Source organism: Marinobacter bohaiensis (assembly GCF_003258515.1).
Taxonomy (GTDB): domain Bacteria; phylum Pseudomonadota; class Gammaproteobacteria; order Pseudomonadales; family Oleiphilaceae; genus Marinobacter_A; species Marinobacter_A bohaiensis.
The window spans coordinates 1-15026 of sequence record NZ_QGEH01000005.1 but is presented as its reverse complement, the minus strand read 5'-3'; the positions used below and the strand labels follow the sequence as shown (position 1 = coordinate 15026).

General features: G+C 62.8%; 15 protein-coding genes. 7 read left to right on the top strand and 8 right to left on the bottom strand.

Annotated features, from left to right (window positions below):
- Position 1 precedes the first annotated feature (1 nt).
- Together DKK67_RS18275 and DKK67_RS18270 are read left to right on the top strand one after the other, a co-directional pair.
- Complete coding sequence (locus tag DKK67_RS18275; protein WP_111498152.1) at positions 2-562, top strand: tetratricopeptide repeat protein; 561 nt, start codon at positions 2-4, stop codon at positions 560-562.
- A gap of 41 nt (positions 563-603) precedes the next feature.
- Positions 604-1515: a DUF4382 domain-containing protein gene (locus DKK67_RS18270; RefSeq protein WP_111497962.1), complete on the top strand. Its 912-nt coding sequence runs from the start codon at positions 604-606 to the stop codon at positions 1513-1515.
- On the opposite strand, the gene DKK67_RS18265 is transcribed toward DKK67_RS18270, so the two are convergent.
- From DKK67_RS18265 to DKK67_RS18240, 6 genes are all read right to left on the bottom strand, one after another.
- Positions 1512-2426, bottom strand: a complete 915-nt coding sequence (locus DKK67_RS18265) for a DUF4382 domain-containing protein (RefSeq protein ID WP_111497961.1) — start codon at positions 2424-2426, stop codon at positions 1512-1514. The two genes, DKK67_RS18270 and DKK67_RS18265, sit on opposite strands and share 4 nt — an antisense overlap.
- A gap of 237 nt (positions 2427-2663) precedes the next feature.
- Entirely contained in the window at positions 2664-3944 is a 1281-nt protein-coding gene (gene hemL / locus DKK67_RS18260) for a glutamate-1-semialdehyde 2,1-aminomutase (RefSeq protein ID WP_111497960.1), read from the bottom strand.
- A complete protein-coding gene (gene thiE, locus DKK67_RS18255; RefSeq protein ID WP_111497959.1) occupies positions 3944-4615 on the bottom strand; it encodes a thiamine phosphate synthase in 672 nt (223 codons plus the stop codon). Before thiE ends, hemL begins: the two co-directional genes overlap by 1 nt.
- Positions 4612-5397 (bottom strand): bifunctional hydroxymethylpyrimidine kinase/phosphomethylpyrimidine kinase, encoded by a 786-nt coding sequence (thiD, locus tag DKK67_RS18250; protein ID WP_111497958.1) that lies wholly within the window; start codon positions 5395-5397, stop codon positions 4612-4614. The genes thiE and thiD overlap by 4 nt, the downstream gene beginning before the upstream one ends.
- Positions 5398-5422: 25 nt before the next feature.
- Complete coding sequence (gene hemJ / locus DKK67_RS18245) at positions 5423-5845, bottom strand: protoporphyrinogen oxidase HemJ (RefSeq protein ID WP_111497957.1); 423 nt, start codon at positions 5843-5845, stop codon at positions 5423-5425.
- Positions 5846-5851: 6 nt separating this feature from the next.
- Positions 5852-7633 carry a chloride channel protein gene (locus tag DKK67_RS18240; RefSeq protein WP_111497956.1) on the bottom strand — a complete coding sequence of 594 codons (1782 nt, stop codon included), beginning with the start codon at positions 7631-7633 and terminating at the stop codon, positions 5852-5854.
- Positions 7634-7879: 246 nt separating this feature from the next.
- On the opposite strand from DKK67_RS18240, the gene argC reads away from it, so the two are divergent.
- The 4 genes from argC (at position 7880) to erpA (ending at position 10560) form a co-directional block, all read left to right on the top strand.
- Positions 7880-8917, top strand: a complete 1038-nt coding sequence (gene argC / locus DKK67_RS18235; RefSeq protein ID WP_111498151.1) for an N-acetyl-gamma-glutamyl-phosphate reductase — start codon at positions 7880-7882, stop codon at positions 8915-8917.
- A 12-nt stretch (positions 8918-8929) separates the two neighbouring features.
- Complete coding sequence (locus DKK67_RS18230) at positions 8930-9670, top strand: DUF6776 family protein (protein WP_111497955.1); 741 nt, start codon at positions 8930-8932, stop codon at positions 9668-9670.
- A 4-nt stretch (positions 9671-9674) separates the two neighbouring features.
- A complete protein-coding gene (locus DKK67_RS18225) occupies positions 9675-10139 on the top strand; it encodes a bactofilin family protein (protein WP_111497954.1) in 465 nt (154 codons plus the stop codon).
- A 67-nt stretch (positions 10140-10206) separates the two neighbouring features.
- Complete coding sequence (gene erpA / locus DKK67_RS18220; RefSeq protein ID WP_111497953.1) at positions 10207-10560, top strand: iron-sulfur cluster insertion protein ErpA; 354 nt, start codon at positions 10207-10209, stop codon at positions 10558-10560.
- 64 nt (positions 10561-10624) lie between these two features.
- Here the strand turns inward: erpA and DKK67_RS18215 are convergent, their stop codons facing one another.
- Together DKK67_RS18215 and DKK67_RS18210 are read right to left on the bottom strand one after the other, a co-directional pair.
- A complete protein-coding gene (locus DKK67_RS18215) occupies positions 10625-11728 on the bottom strand; it encodes an anhydro-N-acetylmuramic acid kinase (RefSeq protein WP_111497952.1) in 1104 nt (367 codons plus the stop codon).
- Positions 11729-11735: 7 nt separating this feature from the next.
- A complete protein-coding gene (locus tag DKK67_RS18210; RefSeq protein ID WP_228160705.1) occupies positions 11736-13151 on the bottom strand; it encodes an OapA family protein in 1416 nt (471 codons plus the stop codon).
- 306 nt (positions 13152-13457) lie between these two features.
- Here DKK67_RS18210 and tyrS point away from each other — a divergent pair, with 306 nt between their 5' ends.
- Positions 13458-14660, top strand: a complete 1203-nt coding sequence (tyrS, locus tag DKK67_RS18205) for a tyrosine--tRNA ligase (RefSeq protein WP_111497951.1) — start codon at positions 13458-13460, stop codon at positions 14658-14660.
- Positions 14661-15026: the final 366 nt, after the last annotated feature.

The following is a 15026-nucleotide window of genomic DNA, read 5'->3' as shown; positions in this document are numbered from 1 at the left end:
GATGCATAAACGACTGCTGACCGGTCTCTGCCTGAGTGCCACCCTGCTGGCGGGGTGTGCCAGCGGACCGGGAGGTCCCATCTACGTGCCCGCGGGCGGCAGCGACCAGGCCCCGGAGCCGCCCACCACCGACACGGGCAGCGGCACGACCACGACACCGCAGGCGTCTCAGCCCGAGGCGGAACCGGAATCCACGGAACCGAGCCGACCCGCGCCGGGTTACCAGGATGAGAGCGAAGCCCTGTCTCCGGCGGCCGTCAGCCTGGTGCAGAAAGCCGACGCCATGCTCGCCGAGGGCGACACCCGCGGAGCGATCAGCCAACTGGAACGGGCCCAGCGTATTTCGCCGCGCTCCGGTCGTGTCTACTTCAAGCTGGCCTACGCTTACAAGGTGGAAGGGCGCTTGGGTGCGGCGGAACAGTTTGCCCTGAAAGGGCTGTCGTTGTCCGGCTCGGACACCGGGCTGCAGCGGACCGGCTGGCACCTGCTGGCGGACATCCGCCGGGATTCCGGCAACGTCGCCGGAGCGGAACAGGCTGAGGCCCGCGCCGCCGCGTTGTAACGGGCTCCGGCCTGCGAGGCCGTATTGGGACGGGAGGTGTCATGCGCAGACAGATCTGGGCAGGGCTGACGGTAGCCGGGCTGGCACTGTCCCTCGCCGGCTGCGAGTGGTGGTTCAGTTTCGGCAGCGACGACGATGACGACGAAGGCCGCCTGACGCTGGCGCTGGCGGACGCTCCCATCGATGACCTGACCGCCCTGACGGTGACCGTGCTGGGCGTTGAGCTCAAGCCCGTCGGTGACGACAGCGTTACATTTGTCGACGACGCCCCACGCGAGATTGACCTGCTGTCCCTGCAGAACGGCACCACGGCAACGTTGATCGACGACGAGGACGTGCCGGCCGATGACTACGACTGGGTGCGGCTGATCCTCAGCGACGACGGCGATGCCCATACGGCGGAGGGCAGGGACGGCGGCACCTATTCGGTCGTGGTGCCGGCCAGTTTCGAGTCCGGATTGCGTGTGGACGCCGACTTCAGCCTCGACGAGGGCGATGCCATCTCATTGACCCTGGATTTCGACGTGCGCCGGTCGCTATATGCGTCCTCCGGCGTCGCCGCGGACTATGAGCTTCGTCCAACGTTGCGGCTGGTCGAGAACGGTGACGTTGGCGCCATCGTCGGCACGGTGGACAGCTCCACGCTGATCCAGACGGCATGCGATAGCCCCCAGGATTACGCCGGTCTGGTGTACGTCTACGAGGGCGGGAACGTCACGCCCAATGACCTCGGCGGTGTGCCCGAGCCCATGGTGACGGCGGTCGTCAGCGATGCGGACAATCCGGGGACCTATACCTATTATGCCGGGCTGCTGCCTGCCGGGGACTATACGGTCAGTTACAGCTGCGACCGGGATGATCTGGAGGTGGACGAGTCCCTGTCCTTTCGGGTGCCGGTTTCCGTGGCGGTACGCGCCGGTGTCGAGCGCGAACTCAATCTGGATGGAACTTAGGAGGCGGGAATCTCGACGGAGGTCGTTTCGCCCGCGTTCACCGTGGCGTTCTGCGTGCCGACAAAGGTCACGTCGTCGTCAACCGCGAAGCCGTCGGCGTCCTGGGTTTCCAGGTCGCAGCTGTAACTGACGGTGTATTCGCCGGACGGGAGGAAAGCCGCGATGAAGGTATTTTCACCTGTGCTGGCATCCACCGGGGCTACGGTCAGCGGTTCCACCCCGCTGCCGATATCGTCCGGTGTGACGTCGGCGCCACTGTGGATGTACACGTTGCCTGCAAATGTTGATGCGTCTGCGCATTCGGTGGATAGCGTCGTGCTGTCGACCGAGCCTGTGAGCGTGCCAACTTCAGCGTTGTCCACCAGACGCAGCGTCGGGCGGAGCAGGTAGTCGCCCGGGCCGCTGCGGTAGGCCAACGACTTGCGCACGTCAAAGTCGATGGTGAAGTTGACGGTGCCGCCGGCCGGCACGGTGAAGCCAGAGGTCTGCAGTCCGCGTTGCTGCCCGGACGGAACGCCCAGCGCGTATTCGCCGCCGTTGTTGTCCAGTACTACCGAGAAGTTTTCGATGCTTTCCTCGGCCAGTTGCAGCCGCATCCAGCTGTACTCGCCGGCTACGACTTCCTCGTCGGTGACCAGCGCTTCCACGTCTCCGTTCTGAAGATCCAGCAGGTTGATATACGCCGGCTCATCCAGCTCGAAGGTGCGGCGTTCGCCGTCGCCCGCCGGCTGGAGGACCACTCCGGTTACGGTGACATTGACTTCCAGCGCGTCGTCGACCGGTGCGTCGGTCAGGCCGACGGAAACGATCCCCGTTGCCTCATCGTCACCGCCGCTGCCACTGCCGCCGCAGGCGGCCAGGGCCGCTGCCAGCGCTGTGACTGTAAAACCCTGAACCAAGCTCTTATTCATTGGAATACTCCCTCTCATTCCATGTGTTGTTATGGCGACGCTTGTCCGCATCTGTGTTCGCAATGGATATGCGATGCAATACGTCACATTGCTACTTATAGCCCATGCGACATTACGAGGGTTCCTTCCACGGCGTTACGGTCTCTTAACAACCGGGAGAGCGGAGCGTTCGGCTCAATTGAGGCGGTGAGGGATCAGCCCGGCCAGCCCGGATGGGCTGGCCGGTAAGCGTGGGTGTCAGAGGGTTTTCATGACCCGGGCGGCCGCATCCAGGGTGTGCTGGATGTCTTCCTCGCTGAGAGCGGCGCAGGTGAAGCTGGCCTCGAACGCGGACGGCGCCAGATACACGCCCTCCTTGAGCATGCCCTGGAAGAACTGGCCGAAACGCTCCGCGTCACAGCGCATCACGTCCTCGAAGCCGTTGACCTGGTTCTGGTCGGTGAAGAAGAAGCCGAACATGGCGCCGGCGCTCTGCACCACCAGCGGCACGTCCGCCGCCTCCGCCGCGCGTTTGAAGCCGTCCCGCAGGCGGTTGGTCTTTTCGATCAACTGGTCGTGGAAGCCGGGCTCGGAAATGGCCTCCAGCGTGGTCAGGCCGGCGCGCATGGCCAGCGGGTTACCGGACAGGGTGCCCGCCTGATAGACCGGGCCCAGCGGGGAGATGTATTCCATGATCTCGCGCTTGCCGCCGAACGCGCCCACCGGCAGACCGCCACCGATGACCTTGCCCAGGGCGGTCAGGTCCGGGGTGACGCCGTAATGGGACTGGGCGCCGCCCAGGGCGACGCGGAAACCGGTCATCACCTCGTCAAAGATCAGCACGCTGCCATGCTGGTCGCAGACGTTGCGCAGTCCTTCCAGGAAGCCCTGCATCGGCGGAATGCAGTTCATGTTGCCGGCCACCGGCTCGACGATGATGGCGGCGATCTGGTCGCCCATCTCGGCAAACACCTTGCGTACGCTTTCGATGTCGTTGTAAGGCACCGTCACGGTGTGTTCGGCCAGGCTGGCGGGAATGCCCGGTGAATTCGGAACGCCCATGGTTAGGGCGCCGGAACCGGCTTTCACCAGCAACGAATCCACGTGGCCATGGTAGCAGCCCTCGAACTTCACGATCTTGTCGCGACCGGTATAGCCCCGGGCCAGGCGCACGGCGCTCATGGTGGCTTCGGTGCCGGAATTGACCATGCGAACCATGTCGATGGACGGCACCAGCTCGCAGATCTTCTTGGCCATGGCCGTCTCGATGGCGGTCGGCGCGCCGTAGCCCACACCCACGTCGATCTGGGCGTGCAGGGCATCGATCACGCGCTGGTCGCGGTGACCCAGGATCATCGGCCCCCAGGAACCGATGAAATCGATGTAGCGGTTGTCGTCCTCATCGTAGAGATACGCGCCTTTGGCGGTCTTGATGAAGAGGGGAACGCCGCCCACGCCCTTGAAGGCCCGCACCGGTGAGTTCACGCCACCGGGAATGTATTGCCGGGCATTTTCAAAAAGGGTTTCAGACTGTGTCATCAGGAGGGCTCCTGTTCGTTCGATGGGCTGAATGCGTTGGTCTGGTTAAACAGATTGGTAAAGGCCCGGGCGCGCGCTTCCACGTCGTCGGTGCCGAACAGGCCGCCAATCACGGCGAGCAGGTCGGCGCCGTGGGCCAGTAGCAGCGGCGCGTTCTCCAGTGAGACGCCGCCAATCGCGCTGACCGGGCGTTCGAGCGTTCGGGCTGACGTCAGAATGTCCGGGTTGGCCGCCGGTGCGCCGGGCTTGGTCATCGACGGGAAAAAGCGCCCGAAAGCCAGGTAGTCGGCACCGTCTTCCAGGGCGGTGCGGGCGAGTTCCAGATCGGCGTGGCAGGTCTGACCGACGATCGCCTCCGGTCCCAGCATTTCGCGCGCGGCCCGCAGGTCACCGTCACTCTGGCCGAGATGGGCGCCGGCGGCGCCGACGCGCTTGGCGAGCGTCGCGTCGTCGTTGATCAGCAGGGGCACCTGCGCGTTGTCGCAGACACTGACCAGATCCCGCGCCCGGGCCAGGCGCTCGCTGTCGCTGCCGGTCTTGTCGCGGTACTGCACCAATACGACGCCGCCGCGCAAGGCCGCTTCCACGGCCGGCACCAGCTTGTCGCCGGGCAGCAGGCCGGGGTCGGTAATGGCGTAGAGGCCGCGCCGCCAGTGGGTATATCGGTTCATGACGCCACCAGGGGTACGCCGCGATCGGGAACCGGTTGGCCCTGACCCACTCGCAGCGCCTGCTGGATGGCGCAACTGACCAGGTACTGGGAACGCTCGATGGCGGTTTCCAGCGACCGGCCCTGGGCCAGACCGGCGGCGATGCCAGCCGCCAGGGTGCAGCCGGTGCCGTGGTACTCGCCGCCGTGGCGGTCGATGGTCCATTCCTGCACCGGGGCACCGGCGCGGAACAGCCGGTTGATAATGGCCGGACCGTCGCCGTGGCCGCCGGTCGCCAGCACGCCCGCGCAGCCCGCGTCGATCAGGGATTGGGCGGACGAAGCCTCATCCCCGGAACCGCCCAGTTGGGCCAGCTCGATGCCGTTGGGCGTTATGACACGTGCCAGTGGAAACAGTTCGGCCTTCATGGCGGCGACCAGTTCGTCGTCGGCGAGATCACCGCCACCGGCGGCCTTGATGACGGGGTCGACCACCAGGGGAATGGCGGCGTGTTTGCGGGCGAAGGCGGCCAGTACCTCGACCACTGCCGCGCTGCCCAGGGCGCCGGTCTTGATGGCGTGGATGGGGGTGTCCGCATCCAGGCAGTCCAGCTGGCGCCGGATCAGGTCCGGATCGACCGCTTCGGCGCCGTAGACGTTGCGTGTGTCCTGGACCGTCAGGCAGCTCAGGACCGGCAGGGGATGACAGCCCAGCGCCGTAACCGCCTGGATATCCGCCTGGATGCCGGCGCCGCCTGACGGGTCGAGGCCGGACAGGATGAGAACTTGGGGACGTTGATGCATAGCTTGGACCTGTATCGCCCGGTATTCAGAAGGGTCTGACCGTCACCAGGATGACCACGGCCACCAGGATCAGTACCGGGAACTCGTTGAGCCAGCGATAGAATACGTGACTGCGTTGGTTGGCGTCGTCACGGAACACCCGCACCAGGTGCCCGCAATACAGATGATAGGCCACCAGCACGGCTACGAGCGCCAGTTTCGCATGCAGCCAGCCCTGGCTGAAATAGGCCGATGGGCTGTAGCTGACCAGCCAAAGGCCAAGCACGATGGTGGCGATCATCGACGGTGTGCCGATGCCGCGATAGAGCTTGCGCTCCATGATTTTGAAGCGTTCGCGCCCGGTCTGGTCCTCGCAGTTGGCGTGATAGACGAACAGGCGGGGCAGGTAGAAGATGGCGGCGAACCAGCACACCACCGCAATGATGTGAAAGGCTTTGACCCACAACATGAAGGATTATTCCTTGCGGTACTGGTAGTAACTTTCGATTTCCGACTTCAGCACGACCCCGATGATCCGCTGGATCATGGGCGCGGCGTGGCGTTGGACGTACAGAGCCTCGCAGCGCCGGTCGCTGAACTGGCCCATGGCCTCGTCCAGCGTCGCCTGATAGGGAATCGGCGCCAGATCGCGCCGGTTGGCCGGGACTTCCAGCAGGTCGATCTCCGGCTTTTTCTCCGGATTCTCCGGGTCGGGCTCGAGCTTGTCCGCATGATCCTCCAGATAGCGCGCCAGGTCCACCGCCGGCATCAGGGCGGTGGGCCCTTTCTGGCCGTCGATGATCAGCCAGCGCGGTTCCGTCTTGAGGATTTCCCGCGCCTCCGCCGGGCCGATGCGGCGCTGGGTGCGCCGGATGCTGCGCTCCATGATCGCGCCCACGGAGACCCGGCGCAGTGCCTGGATGATGGGCGAGTTCTGGTAGCTCAGTCCCTGGCTCTTGAGCACCGACAGGAAGATCGAGCGCTGGCCGAACACCTCGCTGGCGACCAGGCTGGACACGGTGATCACCAGCATGCCGGGGAGGATGATGTTGGGATTGCGGGTCAGCTCGATCAGTGCCATCAGCGCCGCGAGGGGGGCCTGCAGCACCGAGCCCATCATCGCGCCCATCCCCAGCATGGCGTAGAAGCCGGTGCTGGAGGCCAGGTCCGGTGCTGCCACGGCGCCGATCAGACCCATGGCGCCGCCCAGCGTGGCGCCGATAAAGATGGTCGGGCCGATCAGCCCGCTGGGCATGCCCAGGCCGATGGTCACCGCGGTGATCACCAGCTTGGTCAGAGCGATCGCAAGCAGCAGAAGCAGGGGGATCTGGTCGTGAATGGTGGCGCTGACCGTGTCATAGCCGATACCCATGACTTCCGGGACCAGTAGCGCCACCGGCACCATGAGCAGGCCGGCGGCGACCATGCGCAGGAAAATCGGTTGATGGTTGAAGCGCGTCGACATCACCAGCAGGCGCACAAAACCGGCGGAGGCCACGCCGATCACCAGGGCGATGGCCAGGATCCAGGGAATCTCCAGAAGCGAGTTCATGGTCAGGGCCGGTACGCTGAAGGCGGGGGCGGAACCGTAGACCGCCTGGTTGACCACGGCTGAGCTCACCGACGCCAGGATCACGGGGGTGAAACCGGTGATGGTGTACTCCATCATCACCACTTCCATGGCGAAGATCACGCCCGCGATGGGCGTGTTGAAGGACGCCGAAATCGCGGCTGCCGAGCCGCAGGCCACCAGGGTGCGGATGCTGTTGTTGGGCAGTTTCATCCACTGGCCGAGCAGGCTGGAAAAGGCTGCGCCCAGGTGCACGGCGGGCCCTTCCCGCCCCGACGACTGGCCGCTCACCACGGTGCCGACGCCGAACACGAACTGGATGACCGCACTGCGCAGCGAAATGTAGCCCTGGTGGTAGTTCAGCCGTTCCAGCACATAGGTGATGCCCACCTTGCGATCGGAAATCGCCAGTCGGTACATCAGGAAGCCCAGCAGCACCGCGCCGGATAACGGCAGTACGCCGCGGGCGAAGAGTCCCAGCCCTTCAAAGGCTTCGGAATCCCGGTTGGGCAGGAATTCGGAAAGCGGCCACTCGATGGCCAGGCGGAACAGCAGGATGACGGCACCGGTAACGATACCGGAGAGCAGGCCAAGAATGGCCAGCTGCGGCAACGCATCCACCCCGGACAAGCGCCTCCTGAACAGGGGGATCAACTCGCCGGTGATTCGTTGCTTCAGATTCATCATGCGTCAGGGTGCTCGTTGTTGTTCAGAGCCCCCGATCTCGATTGTTATGGTTCGGGAGACGGGATCTGCCGTGGATCGGGGCATGTCGCTCCGGGCGGAGGCTCCTTGGTATGTCAAACGGTATATCAAAGGTAACAATGGCTTATTGTATTGTAATTACGCCACCTTGGGGCGCCAAAAGCCTGATCGATATCATGTTAGACTGTAATTCCTGCACAGTCTGACACGAGCAAAGGAGGAATGGCGTTGATCAAGGTGGGTATTGTCGGCGGAACCGGGTACACCGGTGTCGAACTCTTGCGGATTCTGGCCGTCCACCCCGAGGTGGAAGTTACCCTGATCACGTCGCGATCGGAGGCGGGCATGCCCGTGGCCGATCTCTATCCCAATCTGCGCGGTCATTATGACCTGGCGTTTTCCGAGCCGGACGAAAAAGCCCTGGCGGCCTGCGACCTGGTGTTCTTTGCCACACCGCACGGCGTTGCCATGCGTATGGTGCCGGGGCTGATTGCCGCCGGTACGCGGGTGGTGGATCTGTCCGCCGATTTCCGGATCCGTGACCTCGATGTCTGGTCCAACTGGTATGGCATGCCGCACGAATCCAGCGACTGGGCCGAGCGGGCCGTCTACGGACTGCCGGAAGTGTTCCGTGAGCAGATTTGCGAGGCGCAGCTGGTGGCCAACCCGGGGTGCTACCCAACCGCCGTGCAGTTGGGCTTCCTGCCGCTGCTCGAAAAGGAACTGGTCAATCCGTCTCACCTGGTGGCGGATGCCAAGTCCGGGGCCAGCGGCGCCGGGCGCCAGGGCAAGATCGGGATGCTGCACGGTGAAGTGGGGGAGAGCTTCAAGGCCTACGGGGCCTCCGGCCACCGTCACCTGCCGGAAATCCGTCAGGGCCTGGAACTGGCGGCCGGCGGTCGCGTCGGGGTGACGTTCGTGCCGCACCTGCTGCCCATGGTGCGCGGTATCGAAGCCACGCTGTACGCCGAGTTGCGCGATCCCTCCGCCTTCGATTCGCTGCAGGGGCTGTTTGAAGAGCGCTACGCCAACGAGCCGTTTGTCGATGTCATGCCGTTCGGTTCGCATCCGGAAACGCGCAGCGTGCGCGGCGCCAACCAGTGCCGGATGGCGTTGCACCGTCAGGAGGACAGCCCGGTTGTGATTGTCTCCTCGGTGATCGACAACCTGGTGAAGGGCGCGGCCGGCCAGGCCGTGCAGAATATGAACATCATGTTTGGGCTGAGCGAAACCGCCGGGCTCGAAGCACCGGCCCTGCTGCCGTAACGGAGTGACAGTTTGAGCTCCGAGCGCAAGAAACAGGGCGAGTACATCGTCGTCCGGCATCAGCCCGGGCAGAAATGGCGTCGTTTTCTGGTCCTGATGGGCTGTTGTGCCCTGTTTGCTGTGATCGGCTACTTTGCCGGCATGGCCCAGGGCGGCTTCCGGTTCAGCGATGTCACCAAGAGCGACAAGGACCTGACCGGCGAGCTGGCGGATCTGCGTCAGCAGCGCTCGGGTCTTCAGCGGCAGGTGGTTAACCTGGAACGGGGCCGAAAGATCGATCAGCAGGCACTGACCCAGGCGCGGCACACGATTTCCCGGCTTGAGGATCGGCTGGTGGCGGTCAATTCCGATCTGACGTTCTACAAGAACATCATGGCGCCGTCGGAGTCGGCCATGGGGTTGCAGATCCAGCGCTTTGAGCTGGAACCCCGGCGCGGCGACGAGCGTTATCGCTTCAAGCTTGTGCTGACGCAGGTCGGGGAGAACAGCAGTTACATCGCCGGCCTGGTGGCGGTCAACGTTGTCGGACAACGGGGCGGCGAGCGAGAGGTCATCGCGTTGCGCGATCTGTCCGACGACATCGAGAACCTGGGCATTCGCTTCCGCTACCGATATTTCCAGGACGTGGAGGGCGTGATGACCCTGCCGGAGGGCTTTGAGCCCCTTGAAATTCAGGTGGTTGCCAAGGCGGAAGGCCGCAAGGCGACCAAGAGCGAACGCACGTTTGATTGGCAATCTTTAACGGAGAAGTAGCAGCATGCTCGGCAGTAACAAGAAGCAGAAGTCGCGGAAACCGGCTACAGGGCATTTCGATACCCTGATTTCCAGCAAGACCACGGTGGCCGGTGACGTCGAGTTCTCCGGCGGGTTGCACGTGGACGGCCGTGTCCGGGGGAAAGTGATCGCTGAGGAAGGTGCCGACGCCATTCTGCGGATTTCCCAGATCGGAGCCGTCGATGGCGACATCGTGGCGCCGCATGTGATCATCAATGGAACCGTCAATGGCGATGTGTACGCGTCAGAACACCTTGAACTGGCCGAGAAAGCCTCCATTACCGGAAACGTGTATTACAGCCTCATCCAGATGGCGATGGGGGCTGAGGTGAACGGCAGCCTGGTTCACCAGAAGGAACCGGTGGGGCTGCTGCGTCAGGAGCGTCCAGCCGACGATTCGGGGGTATCGGGCGATTCGCCCGCAGCCGATAAAGAGACGGCTCAATAATTGACTGTTTTACTCGGGAATTGGATAATCCCCGGGTAGTTGCTCACGTAATATTCAGGAGGCGACCTTGAGTGCCGTTCAGGAACAAATAGCGACGCCGTTTTTTATCAGCGACAACGCTGTGGCGAAAGTACGCGAGTTGGTCGAGGAAGATGGTAATCCCGACCTGAAGCTGCGTGTCTTCGTGACCGGTGGCGGGTGTTCCGGGTTTCAGTATGGTTTCTCGTTTGATGAAGCCCTGGAAGAAGATGACACGGTTATCGAAAAGGACGGCATTACCCTGCTGGTCGATGCAATGAGCTATCAGTACCTGATCGGCGCGACGGTGGACTATCAGGAGGGTCTGCAGGGTTCCCAGTTTATGGTTCAGAACCCCAACGCCACGACCACTTGCGGGTGCGGCTCTTCCTTCTCCATCTGACCCGGTTCCCGGCCATCCGCGCAACGCAGGATGGCCGCTTCCTTCCTCTTTCCGATAACCCTGATTAGCCGTGGTGGATCGCACCCAAGATACGGGCGCCCCGCGCCCCGGTAACCGCGGGCAGGTTGCCGGGCCGCTGCTCCAGGGTACGTTTGGCCAGCCAGCCAAAGGCGACGGACTCGACCCATTGCGGGTCCAGCCCCAGCACGGCCGTCGTCTCCACGTCGACCAGGGGCAGCGCTTCCCGAAGTCTCTCCATCAGGAAACGATTACGGGCACCACCGCCGCAGATGAACAGCTTCAGGTTCTCGGTGGCCGGTAACTGCATGACCAGCGACCGTACCGTCAATTCCACCAGGGTGCACTGGATGTCGTGGGCTGGCAGCTCCGGGTGACGCGCCACGACCGTCTCGATCCAGGCCTGGTTGAAGCGTTCCTTGCCCGTGCTCTTGGGTGGCTTGCGCCTGAAATAGGCGTCGCTGAGCATATCCTCGAGCAGGGCCTCGTTGACGGTTCCGGTGCGGGCCCAGTGACCGTCCTCGTCGTAGGGGCGGCCGGTCTGATCGAGGCACCAGGCGTCGATCAGCGCATTGCCGGGCCCTGTGTCGAAGCCGACGGCGTGGTCCGGTTTGTCCTTGGGCAACCAGGTGATGTTGGCGATGCCGCCGAAGTTGACGATGCAGCGGGATTCCTGACGACTGGCGAAATAGGCCTGGTGGAAAGCCGGAACCAGCGGCGCGCCCTGGCCGCCGGCGGCCATGTCCCGGCGCCGGAAATCGGCAACCGTGGTGATGCCGGTGCGCTCGGCGATGCGATTGGGGTCGCCGATCTGCATGGAGAATGGCATGGCGCCCCAGGGCTGGTGGCGAATGGTCTGGCCGTGGCTGCCGATGGCGGCAACCTCGCCGGCGTCGAAATCGGACTTGTCGAGGACCCCGGTGGCGGCCTCGGCGAACAGGTCGCCCAGTTCGTGGTCCAATTCCCCCAGCTCGTCCGGCGTAGCGTGGTTGAGAGACGCGCGGCTCACACGCTGGCGGAGGGTGTCTGAATAGGGAAGGCTGAACGTGGTGTGGATGTGGATCCGGTCTTCGGGGAAGGAAACCAGCACGGCGTCAATGCCATCCATGCTGGTTCCCGACATCAGGCCAATGTAGGCGGTTGCGGTCACGGCGGTGTTACTCGCTGTCCGGGCCCAGGGCGATCTGGCGCTCGCCGCTGGCTTCGTTGAGTGCGGTCAGTAGCGACAGGGTCTTGGCCTTGAATTGCGTCATTTCCGATTCCGGAATGGGCGAGGCGTCTGGCAGTTTGACCGTTCGCGAGTTGCGCGGTGAACCATTGATCCGGAATTCGTAGTGCAGGTGCGGGCCGGTGACCATGCCTGAGGAACCAACGTAACCTACGGTCTGCCCCTGTTTGACGCGGGTGCCGCGCTTCATACCCTTTCCGATCGCGCGCATGTGGGCGTAGAGGGTGGAGATGTTGTCGCCATGCTGGATGACGACGGTACGGCCGTAGCCACCCTTCCAGCCGGCGGACAGGATGCGTCCGTCGCCAGCCGCTTTGATCGGGGTTCCCGGCGGGGCGGCATAGTCGGTGCCCTCGTGCGGACGCACGACGTCCAGTACCGGGTGCCGGCGCTGTAGATTGAACGGCGATGAGACCCGGGCGTTGATCGGGGTGCGCAGGAACGCCTTGCGCAGGCTGTGGCCGTCCGGTGTGAAATAGTCGGCATTGCCCCCGGCGTCGTCGTAGAGCAGGGCGATCACTTCCTCGCCGCGATTGGTGAACTTGGCGGCCAGGATTCGACCCGTATCGATTTTCTCGCCGTCCAGGTAGAGCTCTTCATAGAGCACCTCGAAACGGTCACCCTTGCGGATGTCGTAGACGAAGTCGATGTCCCAGCCGAAAATGCCGGCCAACTCCATGGTCAGGCGATCGTTGAGGCCGGCGTCGCGGGCGGCCAGGTAGAGGGATCCGTCGATGCGCCCGTGCCGATAGACCGGGCGGGCTTCCGGTTCGCGGGTGACGATCTCGCCCTGGAAACCGTCGTCCTGCTTGTCGATCACCAGCGATTCCAGGCGGTTGCGCTCCAGTGTGACCTTTTTCAGCTCGCCGTCGGCGTTGCTGGCGAAGGCAATGGTCTCGCCGGCGTAGAGCCGCTCGAGTTTGGCGGCCTCACCCTCGCCGTTGATGACCGAGTACATCAGGGCTGCGTCGAAACCGGCCTTGCTGAACAGGCTGGACAGGCTGTCGCCGGGCTTGATCTCGAAGCGTTGCCATTGCAGCGGGCGGGGTTGGGGCGACGCCGGCGCCTGGTTGACCGGTTCGGCTGAGGTTGGCTGTGTTGCCTTGGCCACGTCGGGAGATTGGGGCGGGGCTCCAGAGGGCGCGCTGTCCGCGGTTGGCTCGTCGGCATCAGGGATGTCGGCCGCAGGCTGGATGGGGGCGGTTTTGCCGCTCTCCATGTTCAGGGCAACCGAGACGCGTCCGGCTTCCACCGGTTCGCTGGGACTGATCAGTAAGCTGGCGCCCGTAACGATACCCACGACGCCCAGCGCGACCAGATGTTTTTTCGGAAATTTTTTAAGCACGTCGGTAACCTGTTTTCCCCGGCAAGTCGGTAAGTTCTGTCGGTTTGTTCAATAATTCGTGAAGTATAGTTCAAGGCCCGAAGCATTAAAAAGCATGCGTACCTTTTTCAGCGGCGTTATCGTGCGCCCGGCACGAGCGAAACGACCCTGATATAATGCGTCGGCTTCGTGGCCAAAGTGCTGAATCCTATTATTGTTTGCCTAAAAAATAAACAGCGTGAACTGTATCAGGTTTGTCGGTAACGCCATGAAGCGTTGTGTTGAGCTTTGTTAAATCCGTTGTTTGCCAGATAGAAGGAAGGATGAATGACCGCAATTGACGATGCCCTCGCGCTGATCAAGCGTGGCGTTGATGAGCTTCTGCCGGAAGAGGAACTGGTTGAGAAATTGAAGTCCGGGCGTCGTCTGCGGATCAAGGCCGGCTTCGATCCCACAGCGCCGGACCTGCATCTGGGGCACACGGTCCTGATCAACAAGCTGCGCCAGTTCCAGGATCTGGGGCATGAAGTGATCTTCCTGATTGGTGACTTCACCGGCATGATCGGCGATCCCACCGGCAAGAGTGCAACGCGCCCGCCGCTAACCGACGAGCAGGTGGCCGAGAACGCCCGTACCTATAAAGAGCAGGTGTTCAAGATCCTGGATCCGGAAAAAACCACGGTCGCGTTCAACTCTGACTGGATGAGCAAGATGTCGTCCGCCGATATGATCCGCCTGGCCGGCCAGTACACCGTTGCGCGCATGCTTGAGCGGGATGACTTTGCCAAACGCTACGATGCCAATCAGTCCATCGCGATTCACGAATTCCTCTATCCTCTGGTTCAGGGTTACGACTCGGTGGCACTGGAAGCGGACGTCGAACTGGGGGGCACCGATCAGCGCTTTAATCTGGGGATGGGGCGCACCATCCAGAGTCGTTACGGGCAGGAGCCTCAGGTCATTCTGACGGTTCCGATTCTGGAAGGGCTGGATGGCGTACAGAAGATGTCCAAGTCTCTCAACAACTATGTGGGCGTCACCGATTCCCCGGGGGAGATGTTCACCAAGCTGCTGTCGATTCCCGATGCGCTGATGTGGCGTTACTTCGAGCTGCTCAGCTTCCGGCCGATGAGTGAGGTCGAAGAGTTTCGCAAGGCCGTCGAGCAGGGGGGCAACCCTCAGGAATACAAACGCTTGCTGGCTGAGGAAATCATTACCCGCTTCCATGACGAGGAGGCGGCGCGGAATGCGCACAAGTCGGCAGGCAACCAGGTCGCCTTGGGCGAGATTCCCGATAACGTGCCGGAAGTGGATGTGGCGTTGGGCGATCGTTCGGAAGTTCATATCGTGTCCCTGCTCAAGGAAGCGGGGTTGGCCCAGAACGGGAAGGCCGCCAAGGATGTCTTCGCGCGTGGTGCCGTCTACGTGAATGGCGAGCAACTGAAAGACGAGCGGATGTTCGTGGCCGGGGACGATGTGGTCATCCAGGCTGGCAAAAAGAAGATTGCCCGGGTGCGCATCACGGCCTAGCGGCCGAGATATGGCCCGGTTCCTCTATATAAGAAGAGGTGCTCTATATAGAGGAGCCGGGTCGTCACCGTCTTTTTTGAGATTTTTTGAAAAAGGCGTTGACGGGTTCGGAGAAGTCTGTAGAATGCGCATCTCTTTCGAGGGGCACGCCACTGAGGCGGGGCAGAAATCGAAAGGCAACCGACTGATTTGCTTGAAGAATTTGATTTAAATTTTCTCGAAATCAACGGTTGACAGGATGGCGAAACAGCGTAAAATGCGCGCCACCTTGAACGGGTCAGCCGGCAACGATTCGGCGGTTTCGGAAGCATCGAAAACGCTGAAAAATAACGGTTGACAAGGTTGAGAAGCGCGGTAGAATACGCG